The following is a 14,966-nucleotide window of genomic DNA, read 5'->3' on the forward strand; positions in this document are numbered from 1 at the left end:
GGGGGCATCGAGGTGCGCCGCCGAACGCGCATCCGCTGCATGCATGGTCTGGACCCAGGCCCACAAGCAATGACCGAAGCGGCAGGCCCGGATATTTGCCGGGACTCCACACCCTTCCCGCACACCAAGGAGAACCTCATGGATGATCGCACCCTGGCGCCCCTGCCGGATTTCAGTCCGTGGCCGGGCCGCTTCGCCCAGCGGGTGGTCCTGGTGACCGGGGCCAGCGGGGGACTGGGCTCCGCTGCCGTGGAACGGCTGCGTAGGGAGGGCGCAGTGGTGGTGGCCACCGACGTGGTCGCGCCGGTCGGGGAGCCGGGGGATGACGGGCTGTCGCAGGGCCTGGACGTCACGGATCCGGGGCAATGGTCGCAGGTGCTGGAGGGGATACTGGGGCGTTTCGGGCGGCTCGACGGGGCCCTGTTTTGCCACGGGCTCCAGGGGCCGGAAACGCCGGTGGACCAGATGCCCCGTGACGGCTGGAACCGGACCCTGGAAATCAACCTCACCGGGTGCCTCCACGGGTTGCAGGCCGTCTTGCCGGTGATGCGCGAGGCCGGTTACGGACGGATCGCCATGCTCGCCTCGATCGCGGGGCGGGAAGGCAACCCGAACATGGCTGCCTACTCGGTTTCCAAGGCGGGGCTGATTGCGCTGGGCAAGACCGCTGCCAAGGAGAATGCCCGCCATGGCATCTCCATCAACTGCGTCGCGCCGTCCATGTTCCAGACGCCGCTGCTTGCGGCACTCAGTCCGGAACGCAATGCCGAGCTGCTCTCACGCGTGCCGATGGGGCGGGTAGGCGATCCCACCGAGTTTGCGGCGCTGGCCGCCTGGTTGCTCTCGTCCGAAGCCAGTTACATGACCGGGCAGACGCTGGATCTCAGCGGGGGCCGGAACAGTGCCTGACCTCCACCCGGGGGCACTGGAGCGTGGGGTTGCATTCCTGTGGCGGCGTGCCGGTGGTCTTGCCGCCGAGTGGATTCACGCGGCCAAATGACATCACGGGCAATCGGGCGCGCGTTGCCTGGCTGAAGCAGCTGACCCCGGCGTGCGCACAGCGCGCAAGTGTTACGGCCCTCCGTCCGCGGACCGAACCCCGGGAAGACGCCGCACGAAGTAGTTGTCGAGCGGTTCGGATGCCGGATGCGGGACCTTAAAATACCTTGTCAACGTCGTTTTTTAAGGCATCTTGAACAAGCATCGGTGGTGTTGGTGGTGCGAAAGTGCCGTCGATTGCCTGCCGTCGAAGTTCGGATTTTTACAGTGGCTTGCATCACAGTGTGCAGTACGCTACGTTACAGATTGTTCGCATTAAGTACATATGTGCGCATTACGTACAAATGCTGATCGAGCAGGCACTGCGAGGAAGCCTTGGCGAAACCCGTCCGGCCCCACCAGACCACCCAGCTAGGACATCTCCATTCGCATCGCGTCGGGCACCTGCCCGGCCACCAAAATTCCAGGGGAACCATCATGAAGAAGACCATCCTCCGTTCCGCGGCACTGCTTGCCGCGGGCCTGCTGACCGTCACCGGTTGTTCGGCCAACGCCAAGTCCGGTGGCACGGCCGACGGGAACTACCCGTCCAAGGACGTCCGGCTGATCGTGCCGTGGGCCGCCGGCGGCTCCGGCGACCTGACCGCACGCACCATCGCCCCGCTGCTGGAAAAAGACCTCGGGGTCAACGTGATCGTCGAAAACAAGCCCGGCGCCAACGGCTCGGTGGCCTACAACTGGCTGGCCGAACAGGAACCCGACGGCTACAACCTGGCCATGATGGGTGTCGAGGTCGCCACCTTGCAGTTCATGGACTATGACATCAAGCCGGAGAACTACGCGCCGATCGGCCAGGGGCTGGCCGGGCCGGGAGCCATCGCGGTTCCTGTCGACTCGCCGTTCAAGACCCTGGAAGACCTGATCGCGGCCGCCAAGGCCAAGCCGGGGGACCTGACTTTCTCCTCCCCGGGCATCGGCTCGGTGTGGGACTCCCCGGCAGCCGGGCTGCAGCAGCTGGCAGACATCAAGCTGACCTCGGTGCCATTTGACGGATCTGCACCGGCCATTGCCGCGGCGGCCGCCGGCAAGGTCGATTTTTCCATCGACGCCATCGGCTCGCAGAAGATCCAGGTCGACGGCGGCCACCTGCGCTACCTGGCCATGCTCACCGACGAGCGCGATCCGGACAATCCGGATGTGCCCACCGCCAAGGAAGCCGGCGTGGACCTGCAGAACGCCTCATGGGTTGGGGTCATGGCACCCAAGGGCACCCCCGAGGACACGGTGAAGAAGCTCTCCGACGCCATGGAGAAGGCCACCGGGGACGCCGGCTACCAGCAGGTGATCACGTCCTCGAACCTGGTGCCGACCTTCAAGGACTCCACCGAAATGGCCGCCTTCATCCAGGACGAGGCCAAGCGCTACGGCCCGTGGATCGAATACGCCAAGAACAACACCAAGTAGTTCCGTGCCCGCAAACGGCCACCCGAAGCCAGGGAGGACAGCATGACTGACCAACCATCGATCGACGAGATCGACCAAGACGCGGCCATCGAGGCCGCGCACCACCACGAGGAACCACTGGTTCGCGACCTCCCGGTGCGCCTGCGCGAGCTGGTCGCCGTGGTCACCTGCATCGGGCTGGGGATCTGGATCCTCGTCGCCGGCAAGGACATCATCGTGCGCGGCAGTGCGGAACTGGGCCCGGTCTTCTGGCCGAACATGCTCGGGGCCGGGCTGATCCTTTTCGGCGTGGTGATCGTGCTCAACAACGTGTTGCGCGGGGTCCGCAAGGCCGATGTCCCGGAGCGGATCACCACCTCGGGGCTGGTGATGTTCGGGATGGCCATGGCCGTGGCCATCGGCTACCTGCTGCTGTGGAACGTCCTGCAGTTCTGGATCATCACGTTTGTCGCGCTCGCCCTGTTCACCCTGGTCCTGGGCGGGCGCAGCTGGAAGGCCGTGCTGGCCTTCCCCGCGGTGACCACCGCGGTCCTCCATTTCCTGTTCATCGTTGCATTGCGAGTTCCGCTATGATCACCATTTTCGCCTCACCGGTCACCCACGGCATCGCCGCGGTGATGGCCCCCGACACCCTGATGGTCATTGGCATCGGCATCCTCATCGGGATGCTGGTCGGGGCCTTCCCCGGGGTCACCGCCACCATGGCCGTCGCCCTGGCCTCCGGGTTCACCCTGACCATGGAACCCACCCAGGGCCTGGCCATGCTGCTGACCATTTACGTGGCGGCGCAGTTTGGGGACCGGATTCCGGCCATCCTGATCAACACCCCCGGCACGCCCGCGTCGATCGCCACCACCTTCGACGGCTATCCGTTGGCTCGCCAGGGCAAGGCCGGCCTGGCGCTGACCACCTCTGCGCTGGGCTCGGCGGTCGGCATGATCTGCGGCATCGCGATCCTTGCGGTCGCCGCCGTCCCGCTCTCGGCCTTCGCCATGCAATTCGGCCCCGCCGAGATGTTTGCCTTGGTGGTCTTCGGGTTGACCATGATGGTGGGCGTGTCCTCGGGACGGATCTTCAAGGGCCTGACCGCCGGCGCGTTCGGGCTGTTCCTGGCCACCCTCGGGCGCGACCCCATCACCGGGGACCAGCGTTTCACCATGGGCATCCTGGAACTCAACGGCGGAATCCCGTTCATCCCGGTGATCATCGGATTCTTCGGCCTGGCCGAGGTCATCAACCAGATCCTCACCCATCGCAAGGGCAAGGGCATCAAGCCCATCAGCCAGATGGGCCAGTGGATGCCCGACGGCAAGCTGCTCAAGCGCCTGGCCAAGCCCACGGCCATCGGTGCCGCCACGGGGTCGGTGATCGGCCTGGTTCCCGCCGTGGGCGGGGACATCGCCGGGATCATCGGCTGGGACAACGCCCGCAAGGCCTCGAAGAAGAAGCACGAGTTCGGCAAAGGCTCGCTCGAGGGCCTGACGGCGGGGGACACCTCCTCCACCGCGACGCTGGGCGGATCGATCACCACCACCATGGCCCTGGGCGTGCCTGGGGACTCGGTGATGGCCGTGATGATCGGCTCGATGATGATCTGGGGCATCCAGCCCGGGCCCGGGCTGTTCAACAGCCACCCGGATTTGATTGCCTCGCTGGTGACCATCCTGCTGATCGCCACCGTGCTCACGCTGATCCTGAGCCTGCTGCGCATGAAGGGCGTCATCAAGCTGCTGGAACTGCCGGACCATTTCCTGTGGGTGGTCATCCTCGTGTTCTGCATGGTCGGCACCTACTCGATCAACAACTCGGTGTTCGACGTCTTCATGATGCTGATCTTCGGCATGGTGGGTTTGTTCATGCTGCGCTTCGGGTTCCCTCCGGGTCCGGCGGTGCTGGGACTCATCCTGGGTCCGCTGGCCGAATCGAACCTGCGCCGCGCATTGCTGACCGATGGCTGGGCCTCGATCTACACCAGTCCGATCGCCCTGGTGCTGCTGGTCATTGCGGTTGCGGCAGTTACCTTGCCACCGCTTCGCCAGTTGGTCCGCCGTCGCAAGGCCGCCAACGAGGGCAAGAAGGTGCCGACGCTGCAGCCGTAATGCGGTGATCCGCCCCGCGACCGGAGACAACCCGGGGGCGGAGCCAAGAAGCGTCGCACCACGTGCTGCTCCCCATCGGGAGCGCGGCGGCAACAGCGCTCCCGAGCAGTACCTCCATATGCTGAAACGTCCCGGGTGGGCTTCGAAATGAAACCCGCCCGGGACGTTCCTATATATAAGGAGTCGCGGAGCCTACGCGTCGTGGTTGGTTTCCAGGCTCGCGGCCAGGGTCTCGAGCACGGACTCTGTACCGAGGCCCTCCTCAGAAACTGCCGTGGGGAGGCGCCGGAGGGGCGCGGATTGCGAAAAGTTGTTCCACGACGGCTGAAGGCCGAGACCATTCAAGTCCAAGACGAACGCGGCTGAAAGACCTGGTCAGTAGTGGTATCTGGCTTGAAGAATCACCAAGTCATCTTGAATCACGAGGTAAACCAGCCGGTGTTCTTCGGTGATGCGGCGGGACCAAGAACCTTGTGCGCCGTATCTAAGTTGTTCAGGCTTCCCTATGCCGGCATATGGATCGCGCAGGGTGGCATCAATGAGCTTGTTGATACGTTTGAGAATGTTGCGGTCGACTGATTGCCAATGGACGTAGTCTTCCCATGCGGACTGATCCCAGACGAGTCTCATGGATCAATCGCGATCGAGCTCATGCTCGGAGTGCTCTCCCGTGGTGGCGCGCTCGTATGAGTCCAACAGGCGCCGGGCGTTGGCCGGAGACCGGAACAAATAGGCTGTCTCCTGCCAGGCAGCGTAGTCATCTGCGGGCATCAGGACGGCGTTGCCGCGGCGGGAAACAATCTCCACGGCGATGCGATCCTCATTGATGCGATCGATCAGAGGGAATAGTGTTTTTCGCGCCTCGCTGGCTGAAATCGACATGGCCTGGACCTCCAAGGTTGTACGACTTTATTGTACCACTTTGGCGTTCTGTTGACATTGACCAAATCATTCGCTGGCACGACTCTTGCGCTAGTCCTGCAAACGCTGGATTGGAAACACCTCGGCGCCACGCACGAGGTGCATTGAGCAGCTGAAGGCACCGGTATCGCCTGCTCTCGTGCGGTGCGCAGCCGATCTGTTCGGCAACGCAAATGTCCCGGGTGGAACTTCCTTGGGAAGTTCCGCCCGGGACACAGGGCTCAAGCGCAGTGACCGCGCTTAGGCGTCGTGGTCCGTTTCCAGGATCGCGGCCAGGGTCTCGAGCACGGACTCGGCCCCGTCACCTTCGGCGCGCAACACAACCTTGGTGCCGTGCTCGGCGCCCAGGCCCATCAAAGACAGGATGCTGGCTGCGTCGAGCGCGTCCTCGGCCGGCTCGCCCTCGCGGGCGATGGTGACCTCGAGGTCCTCGTTGCCGGCTGCCTCGGCGAAGATGGCTGCCGGGCGGGCGTGCAGGCCGACGCGGCTGGCGATGGTGGCAATGCGTTCTGCCATGGGGAGCTCCTTGGGGTTGGGGTGTGTTTGGTGGGTTGCGTGGAGCCGCCTACGCGGCGACCTTGACCGGTTCGGCGACGGCCACGGCCTGCGCGACGGGCTTGCGGACGAACTTCTTGAGCACGATCACCAGGACCGCCGAGACCACGGTTCCCACCAGGGTGGAGAGAAGGAACATCGGCCAGGTGTTGTTCATGGCGAAGAAGACGAAGATGCCGCCGTGCGGGGCCTGGGAGACAACATGGAAGCCCATGATCATGGCCCCGGTGATGCCGCCGCCGACCATGGAGGCCGGGATGACGCGCAGCGGATCGGAGGCGGCGAACGGGATGGCGCCCTCGGAGATGAACGATGCCCCCAGCAGCCAGGCGGCCTTGCCGTTCTCGCGCTCGGCACCGGTGAACAGCTTCGGCGAGATGACCGTGGCCAGGGCCATGGCCAGCGGCGGCACCATGCCGGCTGCCATGACCGCCGCCATGATCATCAGCGGGGCGGGGTTCGCGGCGATCGATCCGGCGCCCAGTCCGGCCACCGCGAAGGAATAGGCGACCTTGTTGACCGGTCCGCCCAGATCCACGGCCATCATGAGTCCCAGGATCAATCCCAGGGTGATGGCGGCGGTGCCGGTCATGCCCGAGAGCCAGCCGTTCAGTCCCACGGTCAGCTTGGCGATCGGCCCGCCCAGCACCAGGAACATCAGCCCGGAGGCGATGATCGAGGCCAGCAACGGAACGATGACCACCGGCATCAGCCCGCGCATGAAGCGCGGGACCTTCCAAGAGGTGATCCAGCGGGCGGCCAGGCCGGCGAGCACGCCGCCGACGATGCCGCCGAGGAATCCGGCGCCCATGAACCCGGCGACCGCACCGGCGGTGAAGCCCGGGGCGATGCCCGGGCGGTCGGCGTAGGCGTAGGCAATGTAGCCGGCCAGCGCCGGGACCAGGAAGGCCATCGACAGGTTGCCGACCTTGAACGCCACGGCACCCAGGTAGACACCCAGCGGGCCGAATTGGGCGCCGATCTGGTTCACGATGTCGGCACCTGGCAGGTTGAACAGGCTGTTGGAGCCCAGCACGTCATCGGCGACGGTGGTGATCGCGTAGCCGCCCAGCAGGAAGCCCAGGGCCATGAGCAGCCCGCCGCCGGCGACGAAGGGGATCATGTAGGAAACGCCGGTCAGCAGCGCGCGCTTGAGCCCTCGGCCGAAGGACTCCCGGGACGCGGATTCGGTGGACTCCTCGGCACCCGCACCCGCGCCGGCCGGGACGCGGCGGGCATGCGGGTCCTTGGAAGCGGCGATGGCGTCGTTGATGAGCTTGGCCGGTTCGTCGATGCCGCGCTTGACCGGAACCTGGATCAGCGGCTTGCCGGCGAAGCGGGAGCGGTCGCGCACATCCACGTCCACGGCGAAGATCACGGCGTCGGCCGCGTCGATGACGGACTTGGGCAGCGGGGTGGAGCCCGAGGAGCCCTGGGTCTCGACGGCGAACTCGACGCCCATCTCCTCTGCGGTCTGGGCCAGGGAGTCGGCTGCCATGTAGGTGTGGGCGATGCCGGTGGGGCAGGCGGTGACCGCGACGATCTTCGGCTTGCGCTGAGCGGCCGAGGTTTCCGCCGTGGCCGGTGCCGGGTTTTCCGTTGCCGCAACTGCCGCGGCGGCGGCCGCCGGGTCGTCGGAGAGCACCGCGGAAACCAGCTCCACGATCTCGTCCTCGCTGGCGGCGGCGCGCAGGGCGGCGGTGAAGGACTTCTTGACCAGCGCGCGGGCGAGCTTGGAGAGCAGCTTCAGGTGGGCCTGGTCTGCACCCTCAGGGGCGGCGATGAAGAACACCAGGTCCGCCGGGCCGTCCTTGGCACCGAAGTCCACGGCCGGGGCCAGCCGGGCCATGGCCAGGGTGGGCTCGAGCACCGCGGCCGAACGGCAGTGCGGAATCGCGATGCCGCCGGGCACGCCGGTGGCGGTCTTGGCCTCGCGGGCCTTGGCGTCGGCGGCCAGGGCCGTGGCATCGGTGGCCCGGCCCTGGGCGGAGACCAGGGATGCCAGGTGTTCGATCACCGTCTCGGTGGTGGTGCCGAGATCTGCATCCAGGCTGACAAGAGCCCGGTTGATGAGTTCGATCATGACGTCGTCCTTGAGGTTTTGGACAGCTCGGCGACGGTGACGGCGTCGGGAGCCAGCTGGTTGGGGGTGGGGATGGCGGAGCCGGGAAGGGATGCGGCCGCGGACCCGTAGGCCACGGCACAGGACAGGCAGTGGGCCGGGGAGTATCCGGCGACATCGGCCAGCAGGTACCCTGCCAGGGCCGAGTCCCCCGCGCCGACGGTGGAACGCGGGACGATGGGCGCGTGGCTGGCGGTCCAGGCGCCCTCGGCGGTGACCAGCACCGCGCCGCCGGCGCCCAGGGTGGCCAGCACGGCGCCGACCCCGCGGTCGACCAGTGCCTGGGCCGCGGCTGCGGTGGCGGTGGGGGAGTCCTCGAAGCCCGGGCCCGTGCCCTGGCCGGTGAGTTCGGCCAGTTCCTCGGCGTTGGGCTTGATCAAGTCCGGCAGCGTGTCCACGCCGTCGGCGAAGAGCGCCCGCAGCGGGGCCTCGGAGGTGTCCACCGCGATTTTCGGTGCCGCATCGCCCAGGGCAGCGCGGACCGTGGCCACCAGGTCCGCGTAGAAGCCCGGATCCACGCCCGGGGGCAGCGATCCGGCCAGCACGAGCCAGGTCGCGGTCCGCGATACCTCCACGACCACGCGCACCAGTTCCTCGAGCACGGCGGAGTTGAGCACCGGGCCCTGTTCGTTGATCTTGGTGGTGGTGCCGTCGGGGTCGGTGATGGTGATGTTGGTGCGCAGCAGGTGGTCGATGTGCACCGAACGGTGGTCGACGTCGTCAAGGATCAGCTGGCGCAGCAGCGGATCGGTGCCGGCACCGGGAAGCACCGCCAGGGTCTTGACCCCGGCCTGGGCGATGGCGCGCGAGACGTTCACGCCCTTGCCCGCGGCCTGGATGTGGCTGCCGCGCGAGCGCTGCACGTCTCCGTGGGCCAGTGCGGCGCCCAGCTCGATGGTTTTGTCCAGGGCGGGGTTCATGGTCAGGGTGACGATCATGCCAGCACCACCTCCACGTCGGCGGCCTCGAGGGCCGCGGCCAGTTCGCCGGTGGGGGCGGCGTCGGTGACCAGGGTGTCAATGGCGTCGAGTTTCGCGAATTGCACGAGGGTGAGCCTTTCGAATTTGGAGGAGTCGGCCAGCACGATCACGCGCTGGGCACTGGCGACCATGGCGGTCTTGACCGTGGCCTCCATGGGGTCGGGGGTGCTCAGGCCGAAGCTGGAGTGCAGGGCGTTGGTGCCGATGAAGGCCACGTCGGCGCTGAGACGGGAGAACTGCTCGACGGTTCCGGCTCCGGTGGCGGCGCTGGTCAGCCCGCGCACCCGGCCGCCGATGAGTTCCAGCGGGATCTGCGGGTTTCCGGCCAGGCGCTGCGCGATCGGCAGCGCGTGGGTGATGACCAGCGAGGGGGTGTTGAACGAGTTCCGGGCGATCAGACCGGCCAGGATCTCGGTGGTGGTTCCGGCGTCGAGCATGACCGAGACGCCCTCGGCGGGCAGGAGCAGGTGGGCTGCCTGGGCGATGCGTGCCTTGGCCTCGGAATGGATGGTGGTCCGTTCGCTGTGGCTTTCCTCCCGGGTGCTCACCGCCTGGGTGGAGACGGCCCCGCCGTGGACGCGGCGCAGCGTGCCCTCGGACTCGAGCTGTGCCAGGTCGCGGCGGACGGTTTCGCGGGTGATCTCGAAACGTGCCGAGAGTTCGGCGACGGTGACCTTCCCGTTGCCGGCGATCATCTCGGTGATCAGTCGGTGCCGCTCTTCGGCGAACATGGCTTCCTCGCATCCAGTGATGTGCCACACATGAATCTGTGTTTGAATGACTTTATGCCCGTTTGTGTGGCAACGTCAAGTGGTTTGCGTGGAAGAAGTGGGATTGCCTGTGAATGGGCCCGCTTTCTTGGGTGGACACGTGCGAGTTTCGGCGAGTGTGGGGCCTTGGCTGTGAATTGACGCGGACAGCTTCCCCTGTGCTTGGCGAAACGATTGGCGATGCCCTGCCTGCGCCCGGGGTTCCGGGCGGCGAATGATCGGAGCCTCACCGTTGCCCGCAAAAACGACGGCATCCCGCCGTCCGCACGCATGAACCCCGGGGGAGTCGGCGTGCGGTCAACGGGATGCGGGTGGTGGCTTGTCGGCGCCTGGTGCGCTTCTAGGAATCCAGCTCGTGGGTGCGTTCCTGGATGTGCCACGGGGAACCGTAGCCGACCGGCGCCTGGGCGTCGAGAAGCTCCAGGAACGGTTTGGCATCGAAGGCCTCCGGGCCCAGCACGCCGGCACCTGACCAGACGCCGGTGGCCAGCAGTTCGAGGGCGATGACCGGGTTCAACGCCGTCTGCCAGACCACCGCCTGCGAGTTGTCGCGGGCCATCGTCTCCTTGTTGTCCGCCACGTGGTAGATGTACACGCGCTTGGGCGCCCCGGCCTTGTCCTTGCCGGTGACCAGCACCCCGGCGCAGGTCTTGCCGCGCATCTTGTCACCCAGCTGCGCCGGATCCGGCAGCACCGCCGCAACGACGTCGCGCGGGGAGACCAGCTGTCCCTTGACATTGACAGGTTCTGTGGAGTCAAGGCCCAGCATGTGCAGGGTCTTGAGCACGGAGATGAATTCCTCGCCCAGCCCGTACTTGAAGTTGACCTTCTTGGCATCGATCCAGCGCGGCATCAGCAGCACTTCCTCATGCTCGACGTTCACGCACTCGACCGGTCCGATGCCCTCGGGGAAGTCGAAGACCTCCGGTTCGCTGAACGGGGCGGTGGTGAACCAGCCGCGATCGGCCTCGTACTTCACCGGCGGGTTCAGGCATTCCTCGATGGTGGTCCAGATGGAGAATGACGGGGCGAAGTCGTAGCCCTCCACCGTTAGGTTGGCTCCGTCGCGCACCCCGAGTTCGTCGATCTCGGAAAACAGCTCGTCCGCCGCGTACCGGGCGAAGACGTCCGAGAGGCCCGGCTCCACGCCGATGCCGCACAGTGCCAGCACACCCCGGGCTGCCAGCTCCTCGTGCTGTTCGAACTGCATGTCGCCCAGCTTCACTCCCGGGGTTTCATGCGGGGTGTCGGGGTGCGGGGTGGACAGGCTCATGGCCATGTCCAGGTACGTTGCGCCGGCGTTGGTGACACCGGTGAAGATCGGCATCACGAAGCGCGGGTCCACGGCATTGAGCACGTGGGTGATGGAGTGCTTGCGCACCAGGGCCTCTACCGCTGCTGCGTTGGAGGCGTCGACCTGGGTTGCAGAGAAGCGCTTGTCGTCGAGTTCGGCCACCAGCGCTTCGGGGCGTGCCGGATCGTAGTCGGCGATCAGGCAGGAGCCGAAGAAGTTGCGGCGCTTGGCGATGCGTGCCGCGGCGGATCCGACGCCGCCGGCACCGATGATCAAGATATGCATGGGGGTTGCCTTTCCAGGGGTTCAGCAGGATGTTGGTGGGGACGCCGGCAGCGGGTGGTTCCGGTGCCCATGGCTGAGCGGGGACCGCCGTTTACTCCGGTGCGAGGATCCTTGAATCCTTGTTGATGGTTTCCCGCTCGAAGTACGGCTTGGATTCGGGGAACAGCGACCAGAGGAACATCGCGACGACGCCCAGTGCGAGCGAGCCAATGCCGATCACAAACGTGGAGCCGATGCCGCCGATGGTGGAGAACCCGTAGTCCGGGTCGATCATGTCGATCGCCGACTGGATGAACGCCCAAGCCATAAACACCCCGCCGAGCAGCGGGAACAAGAAGCGGTAGAGGAAGTTGCGGCGCGAGGTGAACAGCGAATCGCGGAAGTACCAGATGCAGGCGAAGGAAGCGATGCCGTAGAAGACGGTGATGGCCAGCCCGATCGAGAGGATCGAATCCTGCATCAGGTTGTTGCTGACCAGGCTCATGCCCGCAAAGTAGGCAATGGAGATGATGCCCATCAGCAGCGTGGAGAAGGTTGGGGTCTGGGATTTTTCGCTCACCTTGGCAAAGCGTGCCGGCAATGCCTTGTAGATGCCCATGGCGAAGGTGCCGCGGGCCGTGGGCAGGATGGTGGTCTGCGAGGAAGACAGCGCGGAGATGGCCACCGAGATGATCAGGAACCAGCCCAGCGGGCCCATGGCCATGGATGCAAGGCCGGAGAAGACATCATCGGCGTGCTCGGGGTTGGCCAGGCCAACGCCTTCCTCGCCGACTCCGGCATACATCATCACGGCCATGGTGATGCCGACGTAGGTGATCAGCAGCAGGACGGTGGACAGCAGTGCGGCGCGGCCCGGGGTCTTCTTCGGGTCCTTGGTTTCCTCGGTCAGCGCCAGGCAGGTGTCCCAGCCCCAGTAGATGAACAGGGCGAGCATGATGGCCTGGACCATCCCGGAGCCGCTGGCCAGCATCGGGTTGAACCAGTCCAGCGAAACCGGTGTCGGGTTCGGGGCGGTGCCATTGAAGTAACCGATCAGGCAGCCAACGATGAACGCGGCCATGGCAGCGTACTGGATGACCAGCAGCACCGTTTGGACCTTTTCGCCGAGCTCGACACCGCGCATCGACACGTAGGTCATGATCGCGATGGTCGCCGAACCCAAGACCACCACCACTACCCGGTTTCCGGCCAGGGAGCCGTCGCCGACCAGGTGCAGGATGTAGATCGCGGTGATATCGGCGAGGTTGGCCATCACGAAGATGCCGGCGACCGCAAGCGCCCAGCCGGAGAACCAGCCGGTGCGCGGACCGAAGGCCTTGGCCGCCCAGGTGAAGACGGTGCCGCAGTCGGGAAGCGCGCTGTTCAGCTCGCGGTATGCGAAGGCCGTGAACATCATGGGCACAAAGGCAATGATGAAGGCGATGGGTGCCTGGGCTCCCACCGCGTAGACCACGTAGCCCAGGGTTGCGGCGATCGAGAAGAGCGGTGCCGTGGAAGCCAGCCCGATGATTGTCGATCCGGCGATGCCGAGCGTGCCGGTTGCCAGGCCCTTGCCCGAGGCCGCTTCCGGATTGGTCAGGACCGCTTGTTCTGGTGCAATCATCTGCATGCTGCCGCCTCCGCGAGAATGTGATCCGCCACACGGGCGACTGTGAGCTAAAACCTACCATCTGGTTGGTCGGTGCACAAAGTGACGCGGGACACTTGGTCGCAGGGGGGTGGGGCAGGGACTTTTTAGGCGTTCGCGGTGGGCGTTTGCTGCAGCTGCCTCACCAAGGCCAGCATCTGGGTTGCGGTGGCGGGACCCACGAAGGACTCGTTGGCTTCATCCAGGCTCAGCAACGCATTGTGGTTCAGCCCGTCGCCGGCAAAGAGCACGAGCTTGGCCAGCGCCTCGTTGCCGGTGGCCAGGAGGAGCGCGCCGTACCAGTCGTCGCGGCAGCTGCGCAGCAACCCAAGGGCGTCGGCGTCACCGGTCTGCGCGAGCCGGTAGACGGCATCGATGAGGCGTTCGAGCAGATTGTCCCGGCTCAACGAGGAGACCAGGTAGTACTCGGCTGCACGCGGAAGGTCGGCAGTCATCTGCTCCACCTCCGCGGAGGCCTGCGCCTTGAGCTCGGTGAAGATGCCCTGGCGCAGTGCCTGCATGTTGGGGAAGTGGTGCAGCACCCCGGCCTTGGAGAGGTTGCACGCGGAGCTGACCGCCTCAAGGGTCGCGGCGCGGGTGCCCTGGTGAGAGAGAAGGTTCAGGTAAGCGGTGAGGATGTTCTCCCGTTTTCCGTGTTCGGTCAGCATTGCACAATCCTACTCAGCTCCTAGCAGGGCCATGCCCGCGGCGGCTTCCGGTTCACCTTCTGGACAGGGAAGTTGGCCCTGGAATGGAGGCGAAGCCAGTTCTCGGTTCTTCTTCTTATGTGAAATGTGTAGAAGCGTTCACATCGACAGGTGTAACGGAGCGTTCACATACATACATGTGTCAGAGCGTGCACATTGTCGCGAGGGATAGAGGGCTTGGAAGCGGTTCGTCCTCCATGTATCGAGTTTGGCCCCTCCGCGCAGTTTGATCAACCGGCAAATATCGCAGATTTCGCAGTGTTTTCTAAACGGTGAGATTGCCGATGTTTTCCCGGCTGACTGCAAAGAGCATGGAAATTTTCTCTGCCCAACCACAGTTTTTCATTGCATCCAGATGCCGTGCGGTAACTCCGCGAGGATTGAGTCCCTCAACAATGATTAAGCCGACGGGTTCGCCAGCATACTCGAGTCGGATGCCACACATGCTGCGGGCTTGCATCGTCAAGGCGGCGGCCTCGGTATCCGAGAAATTGTGCTGACGTATCAGGATATTGTTCCATTCCGTGCGATCCTCCGGGAGGTCTCGCACGGTTGCTTCGCCCTTGGTCCAGACCTGAGCAATGAATCCTTGGTTGTCAGGATATGCATTTCTTCCGGCTGTCTTGAGACTGGGATTAGAAGACACCCTCGCGAGCCGTACAAACTCGCTCCGTTTGTCGCTATGTCGATACAAGCTAGCGCGAACTTCGGCACCCCATAGTTCGGTTTCCCCGGCAAATTCTGACATTGCGGTCTGAAGCACATTCCCAAGAATGTTTATGTCCTCGAGCCGGCTCTTGGTGAGAGTTTGAATTGAGCGTTCAAGCTGCACCCGAGACTTCTTGCGGTCGGCAGTTACCCAAATATTGACAGCGGTAATGAGCACAGCGATTGCGTAGGCCGTTACTTGTACCTGACCCGAAGACACCCCCGGCACAATATTATGCACCCAGCTTTCGTCGGCCACCCACTCGGTTAGTGCGGGTACACTGGCGAATCCTCCGAAAGCCGCTGCCGCAACAACCAAAAATTCTGAAATGTATTCAGCAACAAAATTGGCCGATTTCACCAGCCAGATGAAGCGCTTCTCCGAAGCAACAAGTTCGTCCGGCCCCTTCGCGAGTTCCAAAGTCACTGGTCCGT

General features: G+C 64.9%; 14 protein-coding genes. 4 read left to right on the forward strand and 10 right to left on the reverse strand.

Annotated features, from left to right (window positions below):
* Window positions 1–138 precede the first annotated feature (138 nt).
* The 4 genes from JOF46_RS05010 (at window position 139) to JOF46_RS05025 (ending at window position 4,562) form a co-directional block, all read left to right on the forward strand.
* Entirely contained in the window at window positions 139–909 is a 771-nt protein-coding gene (locus tag JOF46_RS05010; RefSeq protein ID WP_209906311.1) for an SDR family NAD(P)-dependent oxidoreductase, read from the forward strand.
* A gap of 567 nt (window positions 910–1,476) precedes the next feature.
* Window positions 1,477–2,463 carry a tripartite tricarboxylate transporter substrate binding protein gene (locus tag JOF46_RS05015; RefSeq protein WP_209906312.1) on the forward strand — a complete coding sequence of 329 codons (987 nt, stop codon included), beginning with the start codon at window positions 1,477–1,479 and terminating at the stop codon, window positions 2,461–2,463.
* Window positions 2,464–2,505: 42 nt separating this feature from the next.
* Window positions 2,506–3,036: a tripartite tricarboxylate transporter TctB family protein gene (locus JOF46_RS05020; RefSeq protein WP_209906313.1), complete on the forward strand. Its 531-nt coding sequence runs from the start codon at window positions 2,506–2,508 to the stop codon at window positions 3,034–3,036.
* Window positions 3,033–4,562, forward strand: a complete 1,530-nt coding sequence (locus JOF46_RS05025; protein ID WP_209906314.1) for a tripartite tricarboxylate transporter permease — start codon at window positions 3,033–3,035, stop codon at window positions 4,560–4,562. The genes JOF46_RS05020 and JOF46_RS05025 overlap by 4 nt, the downstream gene beginning before the upstream one ends.
* Window positions 4,563–4,937: 375 nt before the next feature.
* Here JOF46_RS05025 and JOF46_RS05030 read toward each other — a convergent pair whose 3' ends face one another.
* The 10 genes from JOF46_RS05030 to JOF46_RS05075 all read right to left on the reverse strand — a co-directional run bounded on the left by JOF46_RS05030 (window position 4,938) and on the right by JOF46_RS05075 (window position 14,958).
* Complete coding sequence (locus JOF46_RS05030; RefSeq protein WP_071214302.1) at window positions 4,938–5,192, reverse strand: Txe/YoeB family addiction module toxin; 255 nt, start codon at window positions 5,190–5,192, stop codon at window positions 4,938–4,940.
* 3 nt (window positions 5,193–5,195) lie between these two features.
* Entirely contained in the window at window positions 5,196–5,444 is a 249-nt protein-coding gene (locus JOF46_RS05035; protein ID WP_071214524.1) for a type II toxin-antitoxin system Phd/YefM family antitoxin, read from the reverse strand.
* A 279-nt stretch (window positions 5,445–5,723) separates the two neighbouring features.
* A complete protein-coding gene (locus JOF46_RS05040) occupies window positions 5,724–5,999 on the reverse strand; it encodes an HPr family phosphocarrier protein (RefSeq protein ID WP_209906315.1) in 276 nt (91 codons plus the stop codon).
* A gap of 49 nt (window positions 6,000–6,048) precedes the next feature.
* Complete coding sequence (locus JOF46_RS05045; RefSeq protein WP_209906316.1) at window positions 6,049–8,121, reverse strand: PTS fructose transporter subunit IIABC; 2,073 nt, start codon at window positions 8,119–8,121, stop codon at window positions 6,049–6,051.
* Window positions 8,118–9,098: a 1-phosphofructokinase family hexose kinase gene (locus JOF46_RS05050; protein ID WP_209906317.1), complete on the reverse strand. Its 981-nt coding sequence runs from the start codon at window positions 9,096–9,098 to the stop codon at window positions 8,118–8,120. The genes JOF46_RS05045 and JOF46_RS05050 overlap by 4 nt, the downstream gene beginning before the upstream one ends.
* Window positions 9,095–9,871 carry a DeoR/GlpR family DNA-binding transcription regulator gene (locus JOF46_RS05055; protein WP_209906318.1) on the reverse strand — a complete coding sequence of 259 codons (777 nt, stop codon included), beginning with the start codon at window positions 9,869–9,871 and terminating at the stop codon, window positions 9,095–9,097. The genes JOF46_RS05050 and JOF46_RS05055 overlap by 4 nt, the downstream gene beginning before the upstream one ends.
* Window positions 9,872–10,250: 379 nt before the next feature.
* Window positions 10,251–11,489: a saccharopine dehydrogenase family protein gene (locus tag JOF46_RS05060; RefSeq protein ID WP_209906319.1), complete on the reverse strand. Its 1,239-nt coding sequence runs from the start codon at window positions 11,487–11,489 to the stop codon at window positions 10,251–10,253.
* A 91-nt stretch (window positions 11,490–11,580) separates the two neighbouring features.
* The gene (locus JOF46_RS05065; RefSeq protein ID WP_245348012.1) at window positions 11,581–13,098 is read right to left on the reverse strand and encodes an APC family permease; all 1,518 of its coding nucleotides are present in this window, start codon (window positions 13,096–13,098) and stop codon (window positions 11,581–11,583) included.
* A gap of 125 nt (window positions 13,099–13,223) precedes the next feature.
* A complete protein-coding gene (locus tag JOF46_RS05070; protein ID WP_209906320.1) occupies window positions 13,224–13,784 on the reverse strand; it encodes a TetR/AcrR family transcriptional regulator in 561 nt (186 codons plus the stop codon).
* A 304-nt stretch (window positions 13,785–14,088) separates the two neighbouring features.
* Complete coding sequence (locus JOF46_RS05075) at window positions 14,089–14,958, reverse strand: hypothetical protein (protein ID WP_209906321.1); 870 nt, start codon at window positions 14,956–14,958, stop codon at window positions 14,089–14,091.
* Window positions 14,959–14,966 lie beyond the last annotated feature (8 nt).

It is taken from the genome of Paeniglutamicibacter psychrophenolicus (assembly GCF_017876575.1).
GTDB classification, from domain to species: Bacteria; Actinomycetota; Actinomycetes; order Actinomycetales; family Micrococcaceae; genus Paeniglutamicibacter; species Paeniglutamicibacter psychrophenolicus.